Here is a 14,014-nt window from a genome sequence, read left to right on the forward strand (position 1 = left end):
TCAGAGTCTATTTGCGTAATCTCAACGACCTGCTCTTCGATGTCAGGCATTGCTGCGTGGTCAACTGGAGACAATGATCATGCAGAAGACCGTGGATGCCGAAGCGCGGGTTCCTCGCGGCATGTCGCGCGACGGCCTCGTCCTCTTTTCCTACGGGTTCCGTCCTTTCTTTCTAGCCGCCGCCTTATGGGCGATCCTGAGCATGCTTCTATGGACGAGCTTTCTGACCATGGGCCTGCCGGTCGCCACCGAGTACGGAACGCTTTACTGGCACGCGCATGAGATGCTCTTCGGATTCGCTCCGGCGATCCTCGCAGGCTTTCTTCTCACGGCCATTCCTAACTGGACGGGCAGACTGCCCCTAGCCGGACGTCCGCTCATAGCCTTGTTTTCACTGTGGTGCGCAGGCCGGATCGCCATGCTTGCCAGCGGCTCGGTCGGCGTTACGGCCGCGGCGGTTGTCGACGGCCTCTTCCTGCCGGTCATGCTCGTGCTGTGCACGCGGGAGGTGGCGGCGGGGAGGAAGTGGAAGGATCTGAAGGTCATTGCCGGTCTGCTGGTTCTGTCGCTGGCCAACATCTGCTTCCAGCTTCAGGTTGTACAGGGGGGAAGCCCCGAGCTGTCGATCCGCCTCGGTCTCGGCGCCTACGTCCTGCTCGTGACGATCGTGGGCGGCCGAATCCTTCCGAGCTTCACACGCAACTGGATCAACCAGTTCGGCCGCACCGACTTTCCAGTGCCCTACAATCGCTTCGACGCCGCGACCATCATCATCGGCGCCCTGTCGCTGGGGCTCTGGTCGATCTTGCCCGAATCCGTCTGGAGCGGCTTGTTTGGACTGGCTGCCGCCGTGCTCAACGTCATCAGGCTCGTGCGCTGGCGTGGGTGGGGGACATGGCCCGAACCCATCGTGTTCGTACTCCACGCAGCCTTCGCGTTCGTTCCGTTTGGATTCGCGGCCATCGCGCTCCAGGCCGCCGGCCTTCCGGAACTCGCCGTCCTGCACGTCTTCGCGATCGGTTCGATCTCGTTGATGATGCTCGCCGTCATGACCCGCGCGAGCCGCGGCCATACAGGCAGAAAGCTGAAGTCCGCACCTGTCACCAACATTTCCTACATAGTGCTTGCTGCCGTTGCGCTCGTGCGACCTGCCGCCGAGCTTCTACCGGAATACAGCACTCCGATCCTATTTGTGGCCGCCGCAGGCTGGACTGCGGCCTTTTCCCTCTTCATCTTCGAACACGCCTCAATGCTGTGCATCGGCAGGAAGCCGCTGACCGTCCGCGGGAAGTGAGGTCAGCGCCGCTGGCTCCGGCGGAGCTTGCGGCGCGTCCACTCGGCAAGCACGTGGGGGCGGATGCAAGAGAGTCTTCCCGGGAGACCAACCGCTGGTTCGGAAGCGATCACCGCGATCCATATGCGGTTGCCGATGCGGACGGTGAGCCGCGTTCGTCCAGTGTCCGCACCCTCGCCCCGCTCTACCACGCCGCGGACGAGGCCCTGCTTCATGTGACGTCGAAGGGCATCGAGCGAGAGGGCGAACCGGCCGGCCAGGAAAGCGGCGTCGATCGTCAGTTCCCCGATGTTGATCCGTTCTGCGCCGTCCATGCCGTGTTCATTTTTTCAAATCATCAAGCGAAAAAAGCTGCGCCATCTCCGGCGACCATGCCGGCTCGTAGACCAGATCGACCTGTGCCTGCCGCACGCCGATCAGGTCCTCTACGCGGACCTTGACCGCATCAGCAAGAAATCCCGACGCGGGACAGAAGCGCGTCGTCGTCGTCATCTTGACGTTCACCATGCCGTCCGTCGCAACAAGAACTTCGTAGATCAGTCCGAGATCCACGATATTCGTGCCGACCTCCGGATCCTCGATGTTCCGCAGGGTGTCGAGGATGTCCTCGGGCGTCAGTTCATGTTCTCGCACGGGCTGACTCCGATGGCGTCGCGCGGATCATGATACGATAGACCTTGCCGGTTTCATCGAAGTTGCCGACCCATTCGTGGCCACGTTCCTTCAGCTCGTTGAAGAGGAAGACTGGTTCGCGGTTCAGAAGTGCGAACATCACCTCGCCGCTCTCCATCATCTCCAGCCTTGCAAGGATCCGCTCCATCGGCTCCGGCGGCGGGAGATCCGTGAGGTCGAGGTTCCAGACCGGCTCCGGCCAGAGAGCCTCCTGTTCGGCTTCCTCCTGGGTCGGAGCGGGAACGAAGTCGATTTCCCAGTCGTCGTCGGCGAGACGTCGTGCAGTATGTTCGAAACCGCGATCTGCGAGCTGCCGCATCAACGGCTTTGGCTCGAAGATCGCATGAAGCCTCACGCCTTCACCCGGCTGAAGGCTGGCGAAGGTGTCCATGATCAGTTGAAAGGGCATCCCGCCATCGCGCAGGATCTGTCGTACGTCTAGTTCACGAAGCTGAACCATTGGCATCACCTCTATGGTTGCCGGCGAAGAAGAAAGCCGGGTGTTTGAACGGAGATTTCTTGGCGTCCGCGTCGACGCCGGCCAGAGCTCGCGACAGGGCCAGCTCGGCCGCGAGCGCGGCCGTCGAAAAGGTCTGCGCGAAGGCGGCGATCCTGAAGACGTCGTCAAGTCCGAGGAAAATGGCGCCGGACGCGACGATCACCGCGCAGTAGAAGACGCGGAACCAGACGGACGAGCGGGCGCCGTTGACCAGATCCGCCAGCTTCGGGGTGGGGCGGCGTCCGAGAAGCGGGCCGAACGCTTCGATCCAGGTCAGGAAGGGAACTATCTTGAGAAGCTGCGCCAGGCCCAGACCGGTCAGCCAGCCGAACACGAAGAGATAGCCCAGCGCCGTGAGCGTTGTCGGACCGGCATGGAGTGCGACGGCGGCGGGAAGAAGTGCTGCGGATACACCGAACATGACGAAGGCCGGGAGAGACCAGTAGGTGTTCGGTTCCAGCTTCCTGCACCGGCGGCCCCGGTAGGCCCTCGCCAGTTCGGCAAGGTACGCGGCAGCGGCCACCGGGACCGCCAGCGTCGCCAGCAGCGCCAAGGCGGCGGCGACGGCCTCGTCGAAGGCAAGAGACGCTGCAGCCGCCGCGAGAAGGCCGACGACGGCGAGGCAACTGCGACGGAGCGTATCCGAACGCCTCATGTCGTCTGACAGCAGAAACATGGGCAGCAGCTTGTAGCTTACGCCGATCGCGGCGAAAGTCATCCAGCCGACAAGTCCGAGACCTGCGTGCAGCGGCGCGGCGGCGGCGACGTACGAGACGAGCGGGAAGGCTTCGGCAACGCCGGAGACGACGACCGCGAAGAATGCCCCTAGTGCCACGGTAGCGACAAGGCTGGCGATGCCGAGAAGGACGAATCGCGACGCCTCGTGCGCATGCCGCCCCCGCCAGAGCAGTGAGAAAAGAGCCGCCGCGATCGAGAGGAAGGAGACCGCCAGCGTAGCGGCGGCGGCGCACATGACCGGACCCGCGAGCGCCGAACCGGCGCCCGTCAGGCCGAAGCCAGACAGGAGCAGGATCAGGCCCACGACCATTCCGCAGAGGACGACCAGCCCAAAGCTGCCTTTCGGGAGTTCGAGACCTGTCAGGACCGGCCCGAACTGCAGGAGTGCACCTATCATCAGCAGGGCAAGCCAGCCGATGGTGGTCGAGTGCACGATGATGAGCGAACGAGGCTCGGCGACGTCCACCGACGGCGACCAGCCTCCTGCCGCCAGCAGGCCCTCCGCAACCAGCAGAAAGAAGAGCGCCGCTGCGAAGTAGGACATCGTCCAGCGCGACAGGCTCGTCCCCATGGGCATCATCGTGCTTCTCCGTTTCTAGTGGCTTCCGCAGCAGCAGTCGCAGCCCGCGTCGAGCCTGGTGATCTCCACGCGCCAGACTTCAGGCCCTTGCTCCAGATATTCCCAGGAAAACTTGCCAGCCAGCGCGGTTTCGAGCTGGTACTGGAGAGGGCGCGGCTCGTGATCGCTCGTGATGTGCAGCACGCCGCCCGGCGTCAGGGTGTGAAGCGTTCCGAAAATCTTCGGATGACGTTCTCCAGGATGCAGGGTCCGCACATCGATGTGCGAGACTTCGCTTGCTTGAATTTGCGCCTCAGACATGTGACTCGAATTCCTTTCGATCGCCGCTTTCTGTCTATGATGGAGCGGCGGCTCGCCCCGATCGGTCCTAAAGATATGCGGCAGATGCCCAGCGAACTTTGACAGCGAGCAAATACCGGGAAGGTTTCAGACAATCTGCGATCGCGTTCATTGACTTAAGACAAGGAAAGTCTGCCTGCCGACGGTCATAAGGGGGCACGATCAAATCCAGAGACAAGCAGATGTCGAACGCACTTGTGGCCAAATACGGCGAAGCTCGCCTGCCACGTTACACGAGCTATCCGACCGCCCCCGCATTCGCAGCCGCGGTCGGTCCCGACGATTATGCGCTGGCTCTTCGGGGCGCAGGAAAGGGCGAGCCGGCGTCCTTGTACCTGCACGTCCCTTTCTGCCGGTCGATGTGCTGGTATTGCGGCTGTCACACCACGATCACCAAGCAAGACGCGCCGATCCTCGACTACCTCGACGTCATGAGCAGGGAGATCGAACTCGTCGCTAAAGCCGCCGGCGATAGCATTCCCGTCAAGAACCTTCACTTCGGCGGCGGAACGCCGACGATCATGAAGCCGCACGAATTCGCGGCGTTGATGAAGACGCTGAGGACCTGGTTCGCGTTTGAACAAGACGCCAGCGTGGCGGTCGAGATCGACCCCAGAACCCTCGACAACGAAATGATCGTCGCGCTGGGCGAGAATGGCGTGGATCGAGCCAGTCTCGGCGTGCAAAGCTTCGACCCGGTCGTTCAAAAGGCCATCAACCGGATACAGACGTTCAACCAGACGAAGGCTGCGGTCGCAGGATTGCGGGCCTACGGCGTCAAGAGCACGAACTTCGATCTTATCTACGGGCTTCCCTACCAGACGGTCGATTCCTGCGTCGAGACAGCGCAGATGGCCATCGAACTTCGTCCGGAAAGGTTCGCAGTCTTCGGCTATGCTCACGTTCCCGCGTTCAAGAAGCATCAGCGGCTCATCGACGAGGCGGCACTTGCCGGCGCGGCCGAGCGCAACGAACAGGCCGAGGCGATAGCTGAAGAACTCGTTGCAGCTGGATATGTCCGCATCGGTCTCGACCATTTCGCGCTTCCGGAGGACGAACTGGCCATCGCGTCCGTGGGAGGGAAGCTTCACAGGAATTTCCAGGGCTACACTACGGACGACTGCGAGACCCTGATCGGACTTGGCGCGTCGTCGATCGGGCGCCTTGCCTCTGGCTACTATCAGAATCACGTGGCGATCGGTCGATACGCCGAGATGGTGTCGTCCGGCGTCCTTCCGACGGCGAAAGGCTACCTTCTGACGAAGGAGGACAAGCTGCGCGCCAGGGTCATCGAACGGTTGATGTGCGATTTCGAGGTCGATCTCGCCAGCCTCAGCCACGAGGCGGGGCACGAAGAAGGATTTCTCCTGGAGCGAAACGAACGCCTCGCCGATCTCATCGCCGACGGCGTGGCGACCGTATCCGATGGTCGCGTCACGGTGGCCAAGCACTCGCGCTTCATGGTGCGCGCAGTCGCGGCCGCGTTCGACGCGTACTTTGGTGCGCTGGGCAGGACACACAGCAAAGCTGCGTGATTGGCGCGTATCGAAGCACTGCGGAAGACTTCGACGACTATTCAATAATCGATCGGCACGATTGCGACGAGTTTCCCGTCCTCGGACGTGATTTCAAATTGCTGCGGATGCCGTAAGCTGCCCGTATCGGGACGGATCCGCAAGCCGCCCACCAGGGCGGCGGAAATGGCGGCCTCGATGTCCGGGAGAATACAGCCGCTGTGATCGCGGATCAGATCCTGTTCAGATCGGATGTTGAAGAAGAAGCGGCGGCAGCATGTGGTCGACATTGGAGAACTCATCTCAAAAGACGACGGAAGAAGCCGTCGGCGAATGAACCACTACATTTCTCCGAAGTCCCTCGCATTGATCTGCATCACCTGCCGCGTTGCGGCGCTGCAGCGTCATGCGGTCAGATTCCGATAGATCGCAGGTAGCGCGCTCGGCAGCCTTGCGATGTTCGAGACGAGCGCGTGGCCCTGACGTCCGAATATGGCGGGAAGATAATCTTGCGCGTTCCGATCGACGGTCACGGCAAAGACTGCCTGACCCCGACCTCTCGCTTCGATGACGGCGCGCTTGCAGTCTTCCAGAGCGAACCGGCCTTCATAGTGGTCGACGTCGTTCGGCTTGCCGTCGGTCAGAATCATCAGCAGCCGCTTGCGAGCGCCCTGCTTGTCAAGCTGGTCCGAGACGTGCCGAATCGCCGCGCCCATGCGGGTGTAGTAGCCAGGCCTGAGGCTGGCGATGCGGCAAGCGACTGTCGGCGAGAACTTCTCATCGAACCGCTTGATGGTGTCGACGCGAATCCAGTCCCTGCGACGGGACGTGAATGTCTGGACGGAGAACCTGTCTCCACAGGCGTCAAGACCACGGGAAAGCACGTCGAGAGCCTGCATCTCCACGTCAAGAACCCTTCGATTATCGACCCAGGAATCGGTCGACAGCGAGACGTCGACGAGTATCGTGGTCGCAAGTTCGTGCGCGGCCGGCCGAGCGCACTCGTATATGTGGTCGTTCGGCTCGCCGGTGACGAGAAGATCGATACGCGAGCGGACGACGGCGTCCATGTCGAGATCGTTTCCATCCAACTGCGCGCGTCGGACTTCGCGTTTCGGGCGCAGGTTTTCGAACTGCTTCTTGACCTTGCGGACGACGGATTGATCTGTCGCCAAAGTCATGTGTTTGGCGTCGGGAGCAGTACCCACTATGACGCGGCAATGATCCTCCAGGTATTCGTTCTTGCGAAAATTCCATTCGGGATAGACAAGTTCGCCTTGGATGCGGGACGCGTCGACCGCCTCGGGAGAGAGGTCGAGATCGAAATGGAACTTGGACTTCGGCCGTTCCTTCGTCTCGCTTAGCGTGACGTCGTCGAGCTCGTCGGCGGCGGACGGTTCGTCGTCCTCGCGATCGTCGGTCGGACGGTCGACGTTGACCATCTCCGCCATCGCGAGGATTTTTTCGAACCTGTTCAAAATGAAAGGATCGCGCTTGCGGTCGTCGCCATCCTTCTGCCGCTTCGCCTCGTGCGAGAGACTTTCCTCGCCGTCCCGTTGCGCGGCATCGGAGGGAAGATCGTCACGATCGGATGACTGGATCTCCGTCCGTCCTCTGAAGTCTGGCCAGAGAGGGATGGAAAGCATCGGCAGATAACCAGCGGGGGCGGCGGCGATGGCGGGTCGGGCGTCGAGCGGAAGTTCGTGTTCGAGCGGGAACGACAAGGCGGTCATCGCAAACGTCTCGACGCGGGACTCGATGAGTGGGAGCCTGCCGCGCTTTCGGCAGGAAGTCAGCGCGTGGGCGAGGCGCACGTATCGGCCGGCCATGCCTGGAAATTTCTTGACCAGAAGCCGCGAGTTCCATCGGCCGGCTTCGACGCGGGCGATGTCCGCGAGCGCGGCGTCGGAAGGCGTATCCTGCGCGACAGCCACCGCGACGTAGCCCGCGAGCCAAAAATAGAGGTCTCGGTTGAGATCTTGATCGCTGAAGACGTCGATCGTGCCTGGGAGATGTATGGCCGCGTCGTCCCAGGTCGGATGATCGCTTCTTTCTTCGCCCAGGCCGACAACCTGGCGAAGCCGCAGGCGATGTGAGGAGGTCTTCTGCCGGGACTTCTGGATCTGAAGGGTCGCCGCACCGCCGAAGGCCCGAAAGCAGACGGAAAGCTGTGGCTTGACGTCCGCCAGATGCACAGCCTGATCCGGATGGTGCGGCCACGAACTCGTTTCGCCGATTATGCGATGCCAGGCTCGTCCGACGGTCTCTTCAAGTTCCAGAAATTCCAGCATGACGTCGATCCTATGCAAATGTCGCCCTGGCGACTTCGAGGAGCGCGGCCTTGACGTCCGGCTCGTCCGTGAGAGGTTCGATGATGGCCGCCCGAACGGCTTCCGAGACGGGCATGCCGGCGTCGACAAGCGTCGCGCAATAAATGAGAAGTCGCGTCGACACGCCCTCCTCGATATCCCGTCCCTTCAAAACGCGCAGGCGCTGGGCAAGGTCGACGAGCGGCGCGACCTTGCCTTCAGGAAGTCCGCTCTCGACCGAAACGATGGCGATCTCCTTGTCGCGGGGAAGGAAGTCGAACTCGATCGAGACGAACCGCTGGCGAGTGCTCGGCTTCAATGCCTTCATCAGGTTCTGGTAGCCCGGATTGTACGAGACGACGACCATGAAAGCAGACTGAGCTTCGAGTATCTCGCCAGTTCGCTCGAGCGGCAGGATGCGACGGTCGTCCGTGAGGGGATGGAGGACGACGGCGACATCCTTACGGGCCTCGACGATTTCGTCCAGGTAGCATACGCCCCCGTGGCGAACAGCCTTCGTAAGCGGTCCGTCGACCCAGACGGTCTCGCCGCCCTTGAGAAGGTAGCGGCCGGTGAGATCGGCTGCAGTGAGGTCGTCGTGGCAGGAGACGGTCGATACGGGAAGTCCGAGCCGAGCCGCCATGTGATGGACGAACCGGGTCTTTCCGCACCCGGTCGGTCCTTTGAGAAGCACTGGCAATTGACGCATCCATGCGCTCTCGAACAGCGCGCATTCGTTGCCCTGGGGCGAATAGTGGGGAATTTCCGACTTTGGGTTCAGCGGAAGGTTCAGAGCTATGGTCATTTCAGATCTCCAGTGGGGAAGCCCGCCTATTCGGCGGGCTGGGCTGCAACGTTGTGAACGCGGGCGCGGCCTGGAACGAGGACCGCCCATATGAACATGATCGCGCTGAGGAGGACGAAGACGCCGGAACCGAGCCTGATCCAGTAGAACAGGGCGAGCTGGTCCTGGACGTCCATGTAGGATTCGCCGAGGACCCGCTGCAGGTGTACCTGGACGACGCCGGCGAAGGTAAGGGCGAATGTCATCACCGACATCGCGCCGCACATGATCCAGAAGCTGGTTATCGAGAGCCACTGGTTGTAGGGCGCGCGGCCGCGGATCTGCGGTATCGCATAGGCCATTGCAGCGAGATTGAGCATGACGTAGGCACCGAAGAAGGCGAGATGACCGTGGGCTGCGGTGACCTGCGTGCCGTGGGTGTAGTAGTTCACCGACGACAGGGTGTGCAGGAAGCCCCAGACGCCCGCGCCGAAGAAGGCCATGACCGAGCAGCCGATCGACCACAGGAGCGCCGCCTTGTTTTCATGCTTGCGGCCAGCCCGCCACGTCATGACGAAGGTGAATACGACCATGGTGAAGAAAGGAGCCACTTCGAGCGTCGAGAAGAGCGAGCCGATCCACTGCCAGTATCCGGGAGCGCCGATCCAATAGTAGTGGTGACCGGTGCCGAGAATGCCGGAGAAGAGGGCGAGGCCAGTGATGACGTAGAGCCACTTCTCGACGACTTCGCGGTCGATGCCGTTGAGCTTGATCATCAGAAACGCCAGGACCGACGCCATGATGAGCTCCCAGACGCCTTCGACCCAAAGGTGGACGACGTACCACCAGTACATCTTGTCGAGCGCCAGATTGACCGGGTTGTAGAAGGCGAAGAGGAAGAAGATCGCGACGCCCCACAGACCGAACAACAGGATATTGGTGATCGTGGTCTTGCGCCCCTTGAGCGCCGTCATCGTGATGTTGAACAGGAACATCAGCGCGACAACGACGATCCCGACCTTGATCAGGAACGGTTGCTCGAGGAACTCACGCCCTTCATGGATGTGGAAGAGATAGCCGACGACGGCTACCGCGGCTGCGATCAGGAAGATCCAGAACTGGGCGATCGCCAGCTTCGGGCTGTAGAGTTCGGTCTCGCACTCCTCGGGAATGAGAAAGTAGGTCGTGCCCATGAATCCCATGAGCAGCCAGACGATGAGGGCGTTCGTATGGATCATACGGACGATGTTGAAGGGCAGCTCGACGGAGAGCGTGTTCGGCAGTACGTAGATCGTTCCGGCGAGGACGCCGAAAAGAAGCTGCGCCATGAACAGGCCGAGCGCTCCGTAAAAGTAGAGCATGGCCACGCTTTGGGTCTTGTATTTCATTTTTGTGATCCTCTCGCGCTCAGCCGGCCTGGTTCGGTGGCCAGTTCTGGGTCTTGATCTTGCTCACCCACTCGAGGAAGTCGGCGAGATCGTCCACTTCCTGGTCGGTGAGGTTGAACTGCGGCATCTGCCGGCGGCCCTCGATTCCGGAGGGCTGTGCCGCCATCCACGCGTGGAGCGCCTCCCGGGCACTCGACGAATCCTTGTCGCCGCCCCAGCGAATCCAGACGTTCGACAGCTCGGGCGCGAAGTAGGCGCCTTCTCCGTCAAGCGAGTGGCAGTTGATACAGGCATTCTTCTCCCAGATGTGCTTGCCGCGGGCGACGCCCTCGGTGAGCGTCGTTTCATCGGTGGAGACGGTGCGGATGTAGTAGTGGCTGTGGGCCGTCAGGCCCACGAAGATTGCGAAGAAGAATGCGGAGCCGCCGTAGAATACGTTTCGGGCCGCGGTTTTTGTCAGGCGTTCAGCCATCGATCATCCTTTCGTGTCAGTGGCGGTGCCGCCTTGACGTCGGAAACAGAGCCAGTGGCTCGTCGTCACGAGATGAAGGATTTTCGAGTGGGGGTCTTTGTGGATTCGCAAGCAGCGGCGTGATTGATTCCGTGGAGATATCCGCTCAGGCCGCGCGTACTAACCGAAGCGTCTTCGCTAGGGCGACGCAACTCGCTGCGCCAGTGCCACGAGCAGCAGGACCAGGGCCCATCCGCTGATCGCCGGGACGAGCATTGATCGGCGACCTCGCAGTCCGAGAAAGTCAAGCGTGACGAGCCTGACCTTGAATGCGGCGATCGAAACGGCGGCCGCCGCCAGACCTGCTTCTGCATGCTCAGAGAGCGCCAGCGAAAAAGCAAACGTGCATGCGGTAAGGCCGAGGAGGACCATCAGGGCGCACGTGGCGGCTTTCGCGGAACCGTAAAACGTCTTCATATCAGGTACACGATCGGAAACATGACGAGCCATACGATGTCGATCACGTGCCAAAGCGTTGTCATTAGGTGAATGTTTTGAGGATCCGGAAAGCGCACAAGCAGCGCAAGCACCAGCGACCCGAACAGGACGTGTGCGAGGTGGAATCCCGTCATGAGGATGTAGAGGGTTGAAAAGGCGTCGTCTGAAAGCAGGGACGCGCCCTCGGCGCCGTACTCGTAGAGCTTCAACGCAACGAAGAGCAGACCTCCCGCCGCTGCTGCACATAGAGCCAGCCTTTGTCTAAAAGCGGTGACCTGCGTTGCGGCGATCGCCGCAAACCACCCACTGACGAGAAGAACGGCAGTGTTTACGGTAGGAAGGATCAGATGCAGTCTCGCCCGACCGGCCGCGACGTCGCCGGGATGCAGCCAGGAGACGACCACGAACGCGATGAGCAGCGCGCCAAAGGCGGCGAGTTCGCTCCATGCCAGTATCCAGACGAGCAGCTCGTCGCTCGTCCCTTCTTCCACTTCGCTGGCTTCCGTCACTATGGGCATCGAAACCGCCTAGGACATTCGCGGTCGTCGTTCTTTGTCCAAAGGCAAATTCGGCGAACGAAGGGCTCGGTCATGGTGATCAACTCTTAACCCGAAGCTGAGAGGCTCTCGGCGTCCTGGAGATGAGATACCCGGACATTTTCGGGCCGGCATGTGTTCAGAGCAGCCGGCCCTTCCATTTCTGCCTTCCTACCATCTTCCATCGCCCTTTTTGATCGATCTCAAAGAAAGCCTTCGCTGATCGTCTATGGTTTCTGCAAAAGGAGCCCATAATGACCGATGCTCAAGTCGGACTTTCGATCGCAACTCCCGTCATCGTGATATTCGCGGTCACGCTCTACCGCATGGGCGTTCTTCAGCGGACGGGCGTTGTCTCGGCGGTCCTCGCAGCAGGGGCTATCGCCGCCAGCCTTTTTCTTCAGAAGTAGGCGATGGACTGCGAGGAGCGCGCGACTCAGGTCGAGAACGACGAAGTCTTCGGGATATGCAAGTCGAAGGCGTCGATCAGATTGCAACGGTGGATGTAGCGATCCTGCGCATCGAAAGTGGCATCTACGGGCATTGCATGGAGTGTGAATCTGGAATCGGGGCCGAACGCCTGAAGGCCATGCCCTACACGACATTCTGAATAGAGTGCGCACGTTCTTTACGCTGATCAGGCGCGCACCGGACGAAGTCGACTCGAAAGGGGTCTAGCCATGTCTCTGCACCTCCGCGAACTCACCCAGGGCGAATGTTATGAGGTACTCGAGCACGCACGCTTCGGGCATCTTGCGTGCTGCAGAAACGGCCAGCCCTACGTGGTCGCCGTCTACTTCGCCTTCTCCGGAAACATGGCGTACAGCTTCACGATGCCCGGCAAGAAGCTGAGCTGGATGCGGGAGAACGAGAAGGTCTGTCTCCAGGTCGAGCAGCAGTCGAACACGGGAGGCTGGACGAGCGTCGTCGTGGACGGCGTCTTCGAGGAGTTCCCGGACAACGACTTGTGGCGAAGCGAAAGGATACGCGCCTGGTCTCTGCTTCAAGCGCAGCCCGACTGGTGGGAAGTCGGCTCCCTGAAGCCGAGCGATCAGCCCACGTTATTCGAACCCCCTCACGTGTTCTTCGGTATCCTCGTCCACACAGTTTCCGGTCGTCGGGCGAGCAGAGAAGATTAGCGCCGGGGCCTTCGCGGTCCTGAAAATGGATCAAGCAATCCATCTTCAGGACCGCCCACCCACCGAGCCCTGACAGGAACTCGCCCGAAAGCGAAACCACGAGCGATCGCAGGTGGCATCGTGTGGTGCCACTCCTGTAGCGCCGGCCCGCGTCCGACGCTAGGGCAGAGGAGAACGGCCCAGACGATGCGCCTGAGAATTCCTGCCGGACGAGGTCACGGCTTCAGACAGCTCGCCCTCGACGTGGGTGGCAGTGAAATCGTCAATCAGGATCTTGAGGTCGACCTTCCAGCCTGCAGATCCCTCTATGGGCAGCACCTGCGCCGACCATGTCCCGTCATCCGTCTCCATCAGATCGTACTTGATCGCTTCGACACCCTCCTTCGGGTTGGTTAACCGCAGCTCGACCGCCTTCGGCTCCATCGCGTCGAATTCGGGGGTCAGGACGGTCACCCGCACTTCCGCATGCCCGTCGGCTTCAGGCTTGAGTTCGAGCTGCGCCATGGCGCTTTCGGAGTGGAGATGGATGCCGAGCGGCTCAGGTTCGAGATACGGTACCTGTTCGGGGCCTGCGAAACGCCAGGGAGGCGACGCCCACGATCGCGACGGCCACTGCGATCTCCGCGCAGATACTGGCGCGAAGCCTGCTTCGGGCCGTCGCGTCGCCACGGGTTGCGGGAGCAGTCAGCCAGAAGCGGTTGTATGCGGCGAGAACGCACAGAACGGATACGAGACCGATCTTCAGGAGCAGGACGCGGCCGTAGGTTGAAGAAAGGACCGACTGGATGCTTGGAAGTTCGATCCAGGCAAGCACGGCGCCTGCCGCAAGCATCGCCAGAAAGGGAATGGGAATTGCTTTTGAAAAGCTTCTCAGAGCACGCCGGCCGGTAGAAGGGCTGCTAAGCCGCCAGAGCGGCAAGAGGCTGCCGATCCAAAACAGCAGGACGCCGCCGTGGAGAAAGATGCAGGTCTGGGCGAGCCAGCGGGGCGCCGCCACGTTGCAATGACCCGTGAACGTGAAGGCTGTGGAGGCGAGGACCATCGCCGACGCTGCAGCCGCCAGGCCCGGCTTACCGCTCGCAGTAAAGGGCGACGCCGCGATGACAATGGCAAACAGCGAGAGTATGGCGGAGGCCCCGGACCTGCTAGCCCGCTTTTCTCACAGCGCCTCTGTTATTGATTGAGCGCTGTCGGCTGGCGTGGCGTCCACAGCGAAGACGCGCGCGGTCGTCGCCGCGATGTGGGGCGTTTTGTCTGGGCCGGTGATGTATCC

General features: G+C 61.4%; 19 protein-coding genes. 5 read left to right on the plus strand and 14 right to left on the minus strand.

Annotated features, from left to right (window positions below):
* Nucleotides 1–79: 79 nt before the first annotated feature.
* Complete coding sequence (locus GFM02_RS32610) at nucleotides 80–1,294, plus strand: NnrS family protein (RefSeq protein ID WP_168323986.1); 1,215 nt, start codon at nucleotides 80–82, stop codon at nucleotides 1,292–1,294.
* Nucleotides 1,295–1,296: 2 nt separating this feature from the next.
* Here GFM02_RS32610 and GFM02_RS32615 read toward each other — a convergent pair whose 3' ends face one another.
* Genes GFM02_RS32615 through GFM02_RS32635 form a run of 5 tightly spaced genes read right to left on the minus strand, consistent with a single transcriptional unit; the run spans nucleotide 1,297 to nucleotide 4,083 of the window.
* Nucleotides 1,297–1,608, minus strand: a complete 312-nt coding sequence (locus GFM02_RS32615; RefSeq protein WP_205930564.1) for a DUF6522 family protein — start codon at nucleotides 1,606–1,608, stop codon at nucleotides 1,297–1,299.
* A gap of 7 nt (nucleotides 1,609–1,615) precedes the next feature.
* Nucleotides 1,616–1,927 (minus strand): metal-sulfur cluster assembly factor, encoded by a 312-nt coding sequence (locus GFM02_RS32620; RefSeq protein ID WP_168323987.1) that lies wholly within the window; start codon nucleotides 1,925–1,927, stop codon nucleotides 1,616–1,618.
* Entirely contained in the window at nucleotides 1,914–2,426 is a 513-nt protein-coding gene (locus GFM02_RS32625; protein WP_168270931.1) for a DUF2249 domain-containing protein, read from the minus strand. Before GFM02_RS32625 ends, GFM02_RS32620 begins: the two co-directional genes overlap by 14 nt.
* Nucleotides 2,410–3,783 (minus strand): hypothetical protein, encoded by a 1,374-nt coding sequence (locus tag GFM02_RS32630; protein ID WP_168323988.1) that lies wholly within the window; start codon nucleotides 3,781–3,783, stop codon nucleotides 2,410–2,412. Before GFM02_RS32630 ends, GFM02_RS32625 begins: the two co-directional genes overlap by 17 nt.
* A gap of 15 nt (nucleotides 3,784–3,798) precedes the next feature.
* Nucleotides 3,799–4,083 carry a DUF2249 domain-containing protein gene (locus GFM02_RS32635; RefSeq protein WP_168323989.1) on the minus strand — a complete coding sequence of 95 codons (285 nt, stop codon included), beginning with the start codon at nucleotides 4,081–4,083 and terminating at the stop codon, nucleotides 3,799–3,801.
* A 221-nt stretch (nucleotides 4,084–4,304) separates the two neighbouring features.
* Between GFM02_RS32635 and hemN the strand changes: the two genes are divergently transcribed.
* Nucleotides 4,305–5,657, plus strand: coding sequence for an oxygen-independent coproporphyrinogen III oxidase (gene hemN / locus GFM02_RS32640; protein WP_168323990.1), 1,353 nt, complete (start codon nucleotides 4,305–4,307; stop codon nucleotides 5,655–5,657).
* Nucleotides 5,658–5,698: 41 nt separating this feature from the next.
* On the opposite strand, the gene GFM02_RS32645 is transcribed toward hemN, so the two are convergent.
* From GFM02_RS32645 to GFM02_RS32675, 7 genes are all read right to left on the minus strand, one after another.
* Nucleotides 5,699–5,926: a DUF6894 family protein gene (locus GFM02_RS32645; RefSeq protein WP_168323991.1), complete on the minus strand. Its 228-nt coding sequence runs from the start codon at nucleotides 5,924–5,926 to the stop codon at nucleotides 5,699–5,701.
* A gap of 114 nt (nucleotides 5,927–6,040) precedes the next feature.
* Nucleotides 6,041–7,927 carry a nitric oxide reductase activation protein NorD gene (locus GFM02_RS32650; RefSeq protein ID WP_168323992.1) on the minus strand — a complete coding sequence of 629 codons (1,887 nt, stop codon included), beginning with the start codon at nucleotides 7,925–7,927 and terminating at the stop codon, nucleotides 6,041–6,043.
* A gap of 10 nt (nucleotides 7,928–7,937) precedes the next feature.
* A complete protein-coding gene (locus GFM02_RS32655; protein ID WP_168323993.1) occupies nucleotides 7,938–8,750 on the minus strand; it encodes a CbbQ/NirQ/NorQ/GpvN family protein in 813 nt (270 codons plus the stop codon).
* Nucleotides 8,751–8,776: 26 nt separating this feature from the next.
* The gene (locus tag GFM02_RS32660; protein WP_168323994.1) at nucleotides 8,777–10,117 is read right to left on the minus strand and encodes a nitric-oxide reductase large subunit; all 1,341 of its coding nucleotides are present in this window, start codon (nucleotides 10,115–10,117) and stop codon (nucleotides 8,777–8,779) included.
* 19 nt (nucleotides 10,118–10,136) lie between these two features.
* Nucleotides 10,137–10,589, minus strand: coding sequence for a c-type cytochrome (locus tag GFM02_RS32665; protein ID WP_168270924.1), 453 nt, complete (start codon nucleotides 10,587–10,589; stop codon nucleotides 10,137–10,139).
* A gap of 177 nt (nucleotides 10,590–10,766) precedes the next feature.
* Nucleotides 10,767–11,045, minus strand: coding sequence for a cytochrome C oxidase subunit IV family protein (locus tag GFM02_RS32670; RefSeq protein WP_168303119.1), 279 nt, complete (start codon nucleotides 11,043–11,045; stop codon nucleotides 10,767–10,769).
* Nucleotides 11,042–11,584 carry a cytochrome c oxidase subunit 3 gene (locus GFM02_RS32675; protein ID WP_168323995.1) on the minus strand — a complete coding sequence of 181 codons (543 nt, stop codon included), beginning with the start codon at nucleotides 11,582–11,584 and terminating at the stop codon, nucleotides 11,042–11,044. The genes GFM02_RS32670 and GFM02_RS32675 overlap by 4 nt, the downstream gene beginning before the upstream one ends.
* A 272-nt stretch (nucleotides 11,585–11,856) precedes the next feature.
* Between GFM02_RS32675 and GFM02_RS35340 the strand changes: the two genes are divergently transcribed.
* From GFM02_RS35340 to GFM02_RS32685, 3 genes are all read left to right on the plus strand, one after another.
* On the plus strand, nucleotides 11,857–12,012 hold the full coding sequence (locus GFM02_RS35340; RefSeq protein ID WP_246728886.1) for a hypothetical protein: 156 nt from the start codon (nucleotides 11,857–11,859) through the stop codon (nucleotides 12,010–12,012).
* A gap of 56 nt (nucleotides 12,013–12,068) precedes the next feature.
* The gene (locus GFM02_RS35345) at nucleotides 12,069–12,212 is read left to right on the plus strand and encodes a TraR/DksA family transcriptional regulator (protein ID WP_246728883.1); all 144 of its coding nucleotides are present in this window, start codon (nucleotides 12,069–12,071) and stop codon (nucleotides 12,210–12,212) included.
* Nucleotides 12,213–12,282: 70 nt separating this feature from the next.
* Nucleotides 12,283–12,741 (plus strand): pyridoxamine 5'-phosphate oxidase family protein, encoded by a 459-nt coding sequence (locus tag GFM02_RS32685; protein WP_168270922.1) that lies wholly within the window; start codon nucleotides 12,283–12,285, stop codon nucleotides 12,739–12,741.
* Nucleotides 12,742–12,900: 159 nt separating this feature from the next.
* On the opposite strand, the gene GFM02_RS32690 is transcribed toward GFM02_RS32685, so the two are convergent.
* Entirely contained in the window at nucleotides 12,901–13,245 is a 345-nt protein-coding gene (locus GFM02_RS32690) for a hypothetical protein (protein WP_168323996.1), read from the minus strand.
* Between the two features lie 34 nt (nucleotides 13,246–13,279).
* A complete protein-coding gene (locus GFM02_RS32695; protein ID WP_168323997.1) occupies nucleotides 13,280–13,783 on the minus strand; it encodes a copper resistance D family protein in 504 nt (167 codons plus the stop codon).
* Nucleotides 13,784–14,014 lie beyond the last annotated feature (231 nt).

Origin of the sequence: Rhizobium leguminosarum bv. viciae, assembly GCF_012276115.1 — a bacterium.
Classification (GTDB): Bacteria; Pseudomonadota; Alphaproteobacteria; order Rhizobiales; family Rhizobiaceae; genus Rhizobium; species Rhizobium leguminosarum_T.

Coding starts and splice junctions, on each gene's coding strand:
- GFM02_RS32665 (WP_168270924.1), bottom strand. CDS start 10,589: ATGGCTGAACGCCTGACAAAAACCGCGGCCCGAAACGTATTCTACGGC.
- GFM02_RS32690 (WP_168323996.1), bottom strand. CDS start 13,245: ATGGCGCAGCTCGAACTCAAGCCTGAAGCCGACGGGCATGCGGAAGTG.
- GFM02_RS32635 (WP_168323989.1), bottom strand. CDS start 4,083: ATGTCTGAGGCGCAAATTCAAGCAAGCGAAGTCTCGCACATCGATGTG.
- GFM02_RS32630 (WP_168323988.1), bottom strand. CDS start 3,783: ATGATGCCCATGGGGACGAGCCTGTCGCGCTGGACGATGTCCTACTTC.
- GFM02_RS32645 (WP_168323991.1), bottom strand. CDS start 5,926: ATGTCGACCACATGCTGCCGCCGCTTCTTCTTCAACATCCGATCTGAA.
- GFM02_RS32695 (WP_168323997.1), bottom strand. CDS start 13,783: ATGGTCCTCGCCTCCACAGCCTTCACGTTCACGGGTCATTGCAACGTG.
- GFM02_RS32675 (WP_168323995.1), bottom strand. CDS start 11,584: ATGCCCATAGTGACGGAAGCCAGCGAAGTGGAAGAAGGGACGAGCGAC.
- GFM02_RS32685 (WP_168270922.1), top strand. CDS start 12,283: ATGTCTCTGCACCTCCGCGAACTCACCCAGGGCGAATGTTATGAGGTA.
- GFM02_RS32655 (WP_168323993.1), bottom strand. CDS start 8,750: ATGACCATAGCTCTGAACCTTCCGCTGAACCCAAAGTCGGAAATTCCC.
- GFM02_RS32610 (WP_168323986.1), top strand. CDS start 80: ATGCAGAAGACCGTGGATGCCGAAGCGCGGGTTCCTCGCGGCATGTCG.
- GFM02_RS32670 (WP_168303119.1), bottom strand. CDS start 11,045: ATGAAGACGTTTTACGGTTCCGCGAAAGCCGCCACGTGCGCCCTGATG.
- GFM02_RS32650 (WP_168323992.1), bottom strand. CDS start 7,927: ATGCTGGAATTTCTGGAACTTGAAGAGACCGTCGGACGAGCCTGGCAT.
- GFM02_RS32625 (WP_168270931.1), bottom strand. CDS start 2,426: ATGGTTCAGCTTCGTGAACTAGACGTACGACAGATCCTGCGCGATGGC.
- GFM02_RS35345 (WP_246728883.1), top strand. CDS start 12,069: ATGCAAGTCGAAGGCGTCGATCAGATTGCAACGGTGGATGTAGCGATC.
- GFM02_RS32615 (WP_205930564.1), bottom strand. CDS start 1,608: ATGGACGGCGCAGAACGGATCAACATCGGGGAACTGACGATCGACGCC.
- hemN (WP_168323990.1), top strand. CDS start 4,305: ATGTCGAACGCACTTGTGGCCAAATACGGCGAAGCTCGCCTGCCACGT.
- GFM02_RS32660 (WP_168323994.1), bottom strand. CDS start 10,117: ATGAAATACAAGACCCAAAGCGTGGCCATGCTCTACTTTTACGGAGCG.
- GFM02_RS35340 (WP_246728886.1), top strand. CDS start 11,857: ATGACCGATGCTCAAGTCGGACTTTCGATCGCAACTCCCGTCATCGTG.